At 40.4% G+C, this 7,583-nt stretch carries 8 protein-coding genes and 1 pseudogene; 7 read left to right on the top strand and 2 right to left on the bottom strand.

The features are described from left to right. The first annotated feature begins 175 nt into the window (after positions 1–175). From VB732_RS34960 to VB732_RS34940, 5 genes and pseudogenes are all read left to right on the top strand, one after another. On the top strand, positions 176–415 hold the full coding sequence (locus tag VB732_RS34960; RefSeq protein WP_163939136.1) for a hypothetical protein: 240 nt from the start codon (positions 176–178) through the stop codon (positions 413–415). Then, positions 412–870, top strand: coding sequence for an HNH endonuclease (locus tag VB732_RS34955; RefSeq protein ID WP_323235393.1), 459 nt, complete (start codon positions 412–414; stop codon positions 868–870). The genes VB732_RS34960 and VB732_RS34955 overlap by 4 nt, the downstream gene beginning before the upstream one ends. Positions 871–1,035: 165 nt before the next feature. Next, on the top strand, positions 1,036–1,335 hold the full coding sequence (locus VB732_RS34950) for a hypothetical protein (protein WP_323235392.1): 300 nt from the start codon (positions 1,036–1,038) through the stop codon (positions 1,333–1,335). Between the two features lie 20 nt (positions 1,336–1,355). Then, positions 1,356–1,946: a 2OG-Fe(II) oxygenase gene (locus tag VB732_RS34945; protein ID WP_323235391.1), complete on the top strand. Its 591-nt coding sequence runs from the start codon at positions 1,356–1,358 to the stop codon at positions 1,944–1,946. Between the two features lie 320 nt (positions 1,947–2,266). Beyond that, positions 2,267–2,496, top strand: a pseudogene (locus tag VB732_RS34940) (HU family DNA-binding protein). A 173-nt stretch (positions 2,497–2,669) separates the two neighbouring features. On the opposite strand, the gene VB732_RS34935 reads toward VB732_RS34940, so the two are convergent. Next, the gene (locus VB732_RS34935; RefSeq protein ID WP_323235390.1) at positions 2,670–3,698 is read right to left on the bottom strand and encodes a hypothetical protein; all 1,029 of its coding nucleotides are present in this window, start codon (positions 3,696–3,698) and stop codon (positions 2,670–2,672) included. Positions 3,699–3,896: 198 nt separating this feature from the next. On the opposite strand from VB732_RS34935, the gene VB732_RS34930 reads away from it, so the two are divergent. Further along, entirely contained in the window at positions 3,897–6,413 is a 2,517-nt protein-coding gene (locus VB732_RS34930) for a molybdopterin-dependent oxidoreductase (protein ID WP_323235389.1), read from the top strand. 133 nt (positions 6,414–6,546) lie between these two features. Here the strand turns inward: VB732_RS34930 and VB732_RS34925 are convergent, their stop codons facing one another. After that, entirely contained in the window at positions 6,547–6,807 is a 261-nt protein-coding gene (locus VB732_RS34925; RefSeq protein ID WP_323235388.1) for a hypothetical protein, read from the bottom strand. A 350-nt stretch (positions 6,808–7,157) separates the two neighbouring features. Between VB732_RS34925 and VB732_RS34920 the strand changes: the two genes are divergently transcribed. Beyond that, positions 7,158–7,490, top strand: a complete 333-nt coding sequence (locus tag VB732_RS34920) for a hypothetical protein (protein WP_323235387.1) — start codon at positions 7,158–7,160, stop codon at positions 7,488–7,490. The last annotated feature ends 93 nt before the right edge of the window (positions 7,491–7,583 follow it).

The raw sequence follows: 7,583 nt of genomic DNA, 5'->3' as shown, positions 1-7,583 counted from the left end.
CAGCCAACGTATCAACGCATCATAGACGACAACCGTGATTTTAAGCTTCTTCTTTAGGGAAAAAGACAAGTCTATCGCATTACCTTTTATCAACTGACATTCAAACTAAAGCAGCTAAGGAAGATTCACTGTTAAAATACCACCAGTCCGCTAAATTAAACGAGACATACAGCTTATGATTACTCAAATGATGGTTCAGCCCTCATTCTGGGTAGATTCTGGAATCAAACTCAGTAAAGTTAGGGACATACATTTGTTTAAATTTACTGAAGAATTACAGTCTCGACTCGAAGAATTATCTGAGAAAAAGAAAGCTGGATTGCTAACCACAGAAGAAGATGCTGAATTGGCAGGCATATTGGAACTAGATAGAATTTTTACCTTGCTTAATGCCAAAATCATTTCTGAATCATGACAGTTAATGATGCAACCAAAAAATTAGTCAGACAAAGAGCAAAATTTCTTTGTGAATACTGTCATTCTTCTGAAGTTGCAAGTGCTGCTCTATTTTCTATTGACCATATTATCCCACAGTCTCTTAAAGGTTCGGATGACCCTGATAACCTGGCGTTAGCTTGTCAGCGTTGTAACGGATATCGCTATAATTTCACCACCGGAATTGATCCAGATACAGGACAGATACTACCCCTGTTTAATCCACGCCAGCAAAAGTGGTCAGATCACTTTATTTGGTCAGCAGATGGTCTAAAAATTATTGGCATTAGTTCTGTAGGACGAGCTACAAGTAATCGTTTAGACCTCAATGATGAGCGTCATAATGAAGGATCTATTGTCAAAGCTCGTCGTCTTTGGCTCAAAGGTGGTTGGCATCCACCGGATGAAGATCCACGACAAGTAAAAGAGTTTTGATTTGCAATTTCTTTAACTGTAGAAGTGCATCACTCAAGCATGGCGTAGTCCATCGCCTAAGAGCAATCGATTTCTCATGAGTGATTGCCGAAGCCCTGCGACAGTACAGGTAGTGGGCTTGAGTAATCTCCAAATCACAAGATGGAGTTTTTCAAGTAAAAATATATGAGTAATACTGAATTTCACCCTTGCCCAATCTGTTCGACCCCAACTCGATATTTTCCAAGATATCCACGTGCAGTTTGCGATGATTGCTATAGCAAAGCAAGTGATGATCAGGGACGAAAATTGAGTTTTTTTAATACCTCAATGAGTGGAGGATTTGAGGGAATTATAACTGAAACTAAAGAGAAGTACGAAAGCCATATTTGCTATATTGATGGGGTAAAATGCTGCGCTGATGAAGCTCGGTTTGGCGGGATTGTGATTGAAACAATGATAAATGATGATTTGCCTAATCATTAGGAGCGCTTTCATACTCAACCATGACTAAAAAAAATTTGCTAAATAATGAAATTTTCACTATAGACAATATTCTTTCACCACAAGAGTGTGCAGAGTATATTGCTTTAACCGAAAACATCGGTTATACAGATGCCCCAATTACTACCTCACGAGGTTTTGAAATACGTCCTGATATTCGCAATAATGAGCGTGTTATCCTAGATGATCCGCAACGAGCTTTTGGTTTATGGCAGCGTGTGTCAAATTATATTCCTAATATCATTGGCAGATGGGAAGCGGTGGGGCTGAATGAGCGTTTTCGTTTCTATCGCTATGATCCAGGACAGAGATTTGCGATTCATCATGATGGTTCTTATCGACGCTCTAATGGTGAGGAGAGTCTATTAAGCTTCATGATTTATCTGAATCAAGGTTTTGCAGGTGGCGAAACCCGTTTTCATTTTGATCGGCGATACTATGAACATTTACCTAGTCTCACAGTGGTTCCAGTAATAGGTATGGCTTTGTGCTTTGTCCATGAACTAGTACATGAAGGCACTCCTGTTGACCAAGGGCGAAAGTACGTTTTGCGCTCGGATGTTATGTACTCTCAAAAATCAAAAGTCTTTTAACGACCTTTGTTGTTCTGCCAACAGAAGTTTTGGAGCATATTTGCATTGCAGATCCATCAAAAGTGTTCAAGTTATTTTTGCATGGCTCATATCATGTTCGGGAAATCATTAAAACTCAACTGGCTGTACCCCTCAATTCAAAGTTGCCACAGCAGTAGCCGTGTACTGTAAATTTTCGTGTGCTGCTTGATTGTTAGTCCTTTTCCCCCTATCCTCACAAAAGGTAGTAATGGTAAAGTAAATTTCCAATACTGGCAATGTTTCAGGGTGATTTATGAACGTCATGCGAATTAGTAGATGCTGTAGCGGCAAAGACCAACATCACAAAAAAGCAAGCCGATGAAGTCATTAGTGCTTTTTTGTCAGTTGTTACCGAAGCTGTAGCCAATGGTGAAAAGGTAACGCTGATTGGGTTTGGGTCATTCGAGCGACGCGAACGCTACTAGCGCGAAGGGCGTAATCCGAAAACCAATGAGCCAATGACAATTCCAGCGACCCAAGTGCCTGCGTTTTCTGCTTGTTGCAGTTTAAAGAAAAAGTAGCGCCATAGATGAATGGCTTTACCATTAGCAATTTAATCACCGCAAACTAAGATAGGGTTAGATGCCATCTTTAGAAAACTCAAATTATGAAGGACAAAACTTTAGATAAAGTTAAATATGGTGGTTGGAAGCAAGGCGCTTTTCGTCAGGTTTTGTAGCCCAGCTTCAGAAGCTTATATTTTTATTCATGTGATGAGAGAGATAGAATTGATTTGAGACTGTCTGGATTCCATACGTAGTTTTTCATATCGCTTGGCCATGATATTTCATCGGTTGTAGCAATTTCTAAAGTGTTGGAATTGAGTTTGCTATATAAGCCCATAAAATCACCAACTTCAAGTTGATTTTTTTTAAAAGTTTGGCAAAGAAGTTCAATTGTAAACATCATATTATGGGCTTCAAAGTTGCCTTGAGTAAACAAACGCTGAAATACCAGAAATTTTATATCATCTCGTTTTTGCTCAATGGCCCTTTGAGGTGTCATTCCAAATTTTTGTGGTAATATATCGCCTTCAATGAAAACCATAATATAATTTGGGCCTGGTATCCATTTTCGATAGCCGTTTCCAAAGGTCAAAACATTGATAAGTTGACTAGTGTGCTGCTGCCACTTCTGTTCTTGAATTTGTCGTTCTCTAAAGTCAAACACCTTAGCATGTCCATTGATAAAAATTGTTTTAGCAAGCTTAATAGCTCTAGCCAGGTAAATTGTTCCAAGACTATCACCCGATAAATTAAGAGGTATCGAGTTGTTTACAGCGTAATTAATCAAAATTGCGGCATTTTTAATAACTGGACTACCAGATAAATTTAGATAGTCAACAGCTGCATTTATCCAGTCGAGGTATCGGTTAATGAAAGCAATAATTGGACGTTGCTTCAGAAAAGAAGAGTTGTTCATATTGGCGATACCAGTTAAAAGAGTAGTAGCATACCTACGGCTTCTTTTTGAAGACTCAGACTTATTTTGTCCCAGTCCAGAGATAAATATTGTAAAAAGTTCGCGCTGATCGTTTTCTGGATAATAGGCAATATCAGATGCAATCATAGTGATGGGATCAGCAGATGATATAACCGAGTCAAAATCAAAAACCTCTTCGCTATCTGGATTTTGGAATTGTCCATCAAATTTTTTATCTGGGAATAGAGCTTCAAGAGGCCAACGCCACCAGGGAGATATAATTTGTGTTGTCTTGTCTAATCTATTCATAAAAGGCTTTCCTAGAATATTCGGGTTAGAACAAGCAGATAGGGAGCAATCACACTAAGCTTACTGCCTTCATGCGATCGCTACTGAGATATTTTTATTGGTGTTATTCAAGTATGTAATATCTATAATCAGAGGTAGCTAAACTCACCCACATTTGTGAAATGCTGTAATCAGTGCGATTGTAGGTAGAGCATCTCCATGACATCAAAAGGTAGAAAAAAGACCTCACGGCGTGGTTTTATCCAAGGGGTGGCTATTAGTACAGCTGCTGTAAGTGCAGCAGAGTTACTAAAAAAAGAAGTGGCAGATGCTGCAAGTCCTGGACAGGATCAGGCAATCCCTCTCCAAAGTACCGAATTTGATTTTATTCAGAAATCGGCTGCCCTAGAGCCAGATAAGATTGTAGATAGCGCTTGTCAATTCTGCAATTCTCTGTGCCGATTGAAAGTTCATCTCAAAGACGGACGCATCATAGATGTGTTAGGTGAACCAAATGACCCAGTACAGGCTGGTGGGTTTTGTATTAAAGGGCCAATGATGACCCAGTTAGTTTACAATCGTTTTCGCTTGAAAAGCCCAATGAAGCGGGTTAGCGGAAAAAAAGGTGACAGCAATTCTAAATTTGAGCCGATTTCTTGGGATGAAGCACTTTCAACCATAGCTAGCAAGTTTTTAGCACTAAGGGATGCAGGTGAAGCTAGAGCGATCGCCAACAAAACCTCTGGCAGACTCCCACGGGGAACAGGTTCTCTAGTCGGGCGCTACTTCAGTCTGCTGGGCAGTCCTAATAATACCGATGTTGGGACTGTATGCAACGATGCAGGTGGCAATGCTTTGGCTTGGACATTTGGCTTGGGTAATTTTACAAACGGTTACGGAATTGATGATGCGACTAAAAAAGAAGACTTGGGAAGTGCCAAATTCTTTCTATTTTTAGGTACGAATCAAGCGGAAACGCATCCTGTAACCTTTGCCTATCTTCTTAGAAGTCGTGTTCAGACTAAAGCCAAATTAGTAGTTATCGACCCGCGCTTGACTCCTACAGGAGCGCAAGCTGATGAGTGGATTGCACCGAAACCACACACTGACTTGGCTTTGGTTTTGGGAATGCTCTATCACATCGTGACTAACAACTTATACGATGCTGCTTTTGTAAAAGAGTGGGTATTAGGTTTTGATGAACTGAAGAATCACTTAAAAAGCTTCAGTTACACACCAGAGTGGGCAGCCAAAGTAACGGATGTTCCAGCATTAAAGATTAAGCTTCTGGCAGAGACTTATGCAAAAACTAAGCCTGCTGCTATTTTCTGCAACGCTGGGATTTCTCATCAATTGGGGGCTTTTGATACTTACCGTTGTTTGACATTCCTAGCTGCAATTACAGGTAATATTGGTATTCCTGGTGGTGGTTGCAATTTCATGCACAATACTTGGCCAGGGGAATTGAAGTTGCCAGCGATTATTGGTAAAACGCCTAGCAAAGATATTGCACTACCAGTTGGGCCAGATTATTTTGCAGAATCGATCATTTCAGGTGAACCTTATCAACTCAAAGCGATCATTACTCAGGGTAATCCTCTGTTGGCTTGTTCAGACACAATTAAAGTACAACAGGCTTACCGCCAATTAGAATTTTATGTTTACACTGGATTGTTTATGGAAGAATCAGCCTACTATGCTGATATTATTTTGCCCGTAACCAGTGGTTTTGAAATGGAAACCGTTTATATGCGGCGGGATGATCGAGCAATCCGTTGGCAAGAACAAGTGGTTACTCCGGTAGGTAAATCCAAACCAGATTGGCATATCTGGATTGATTTAGCACACGCCACAGCGAAATTAGACAAACGCAATCCGCCTGAATACTGGAGGGACAACTTTCCTGATTCTTGGAAAGACTATCGTCATCTGTGGGCAAATTTTTTAACGAATACTCCCGGAATGGGAGGTATGACCCAACAGAGACTATCTCAAAGAACAGAACCCTTGCGTTGGCCTTGTCCCACAGTAGATCATCCTGGTGTCAGCACACTTTACCTAGATCATGCATCTTGGTATGAAGCCGCATCAGCTCTTAACCCTGATAATATTGGTAAGCGATTTCTAACTCCCAGTGGGAAAGTAGAAATTTATACTCCCCAATTACAAAGTCGGCTAGCTGAGGCTGGACACTCTGCTCTGCCAAGCTTCTATACCCATCCAGAGGTAATAGGTAAGCATCCTACCATTGAATACACATCTGAGTTGGTAAAAAATCCTGTGAATCCACAGGCACTGACTCAAAACATTAAATTAGGAAAAATCTCTTCTGGGAAAGTACACAAGCAGTACCCACTAATGGGAATAACTGGTAGATCGAGTGTAGTTCATTTCCACTCTGTAACTCACTGGACTTATACAGGCAAGCAAATGAATGGTGTTCGCTTAGTACAAATCCATCCAGAAGCAGCAAAAAAAGCAGGGATTAAAAATGGTGATGAAATCATAGTTGAAAGCCCCAGAGGAGCAATCACTGGCACTGCATTGGTTTGGTCAGGAATTCGAGAAGATACTATTTTTGTCCCTGGCTGGTTCGGGCCTGGGCAGAAAATGGCAGAAGAGTTGGGAACTCCCTACTATGAGTCAGTTAATATCTTGATAGATAAACAATATTATGACAATCTCTCAGGACAGCAAGCATTTAAATGTTTTGCCTGCCGAGTCAAAAAAGCATAAGGATTATGATTATTTAGTTCTAAATGATAGCGTAGCGTAAAGCCAACTCTTAGAAATGCTACGCCTAGCTTGCTTCCCCGTATAAGTACGCTTACAGCGAGTTAGAAGTGCAACTTTAACTTAAATAATTCGATTACTGCTTAGTGCTACGATTGCTGATTCCAAATTTACTTACATATACAAAAAAAGTTGTTTGAGCTATTAGAATTCCGAGCGCTGTACCGGAGAATGCTGCCTGAGCTTGAAAAATTGCAAGCTCATGAAGGTTTGGGGGTTCAGGGCCGAATTCTAGATGGAATTGCCATCTTGCTGCTTGTGGATTGGTAAGAAAACTCAGAAATAGACTTAGAATATAGCCAAGAACCGTAAATAATAAAGCTGTAGGAATAGTCAACTTTAAGTTTTGAAAGAGTAATGAGCGCATGGAGAAAATTGTTTAACTTTAAAGTTTTTACAACTATTCTGATAGTTACACAATTATGAATTAATTACGAATTACGAATTAGTAATTATTAGATAGTGCCTGGATTTTCCCCTGGTAAGCAGTTGCGAAAAAAGTAGCGCCATAGATACATTGCTTTACCACTAGCAATCTAATCCGATGCAAAGCCCTAGCTCTCGCTGTTTTTCAGTCCGCATGGGGCAACGGTAGGGACAACGTGAGTGTGGGATTGTAGATGTTACACAAGTGCGATCGCAGTTTTGATTTTGGGCATTTTAAAATAGCGTTTACTCAATATTGCCATGTTTAAAGGATTTGGTCGCCGTCAGAAAAAATCAGTGCTTAAGGACAATGAACTGACCACAGGGATTGTTCAGCATCCAGTTACGGAACTTTGGCAGACATGGATATCATTTACAGGTAATGATATTCAATGTATTACCGCCCATGCCAATCGAGATGATGCTGACCGGGTAGCGAAACAGATTGCTGATGCTTGGAGTGAAGGGAAATATAAAACTGGGGAAGAGGTAACAGCTTTTATTAAATCACTGCCGACTGATGCTGTCATAGACCCATTGCCGCAAAATATTGTGATGCAATTGAGTCAGCAAGCATTAAGCGCAAGGAAGTAAAAAAGTACGAACATCTTAAATTGAATCATCCATCCAACCGCATTCACAATCCCAATGCACTCTTGAGGTGTAGTCTCGGTCAAAGGATGCACT

The sequence above is a fragment of the Nostoc sp. UHCC 0252 genome, assembly GCF_034931145.1.
Lineage (GTDB): Bacteria > Cyanobacteriota > Cyanobacteriia > Cyanobacteriales > Nostocaceae > Nostoc.
Note: the sequence above shows the minus strand (reverse complement) of the source record. Positions and strands in the feature narration are given on the sequence as shown.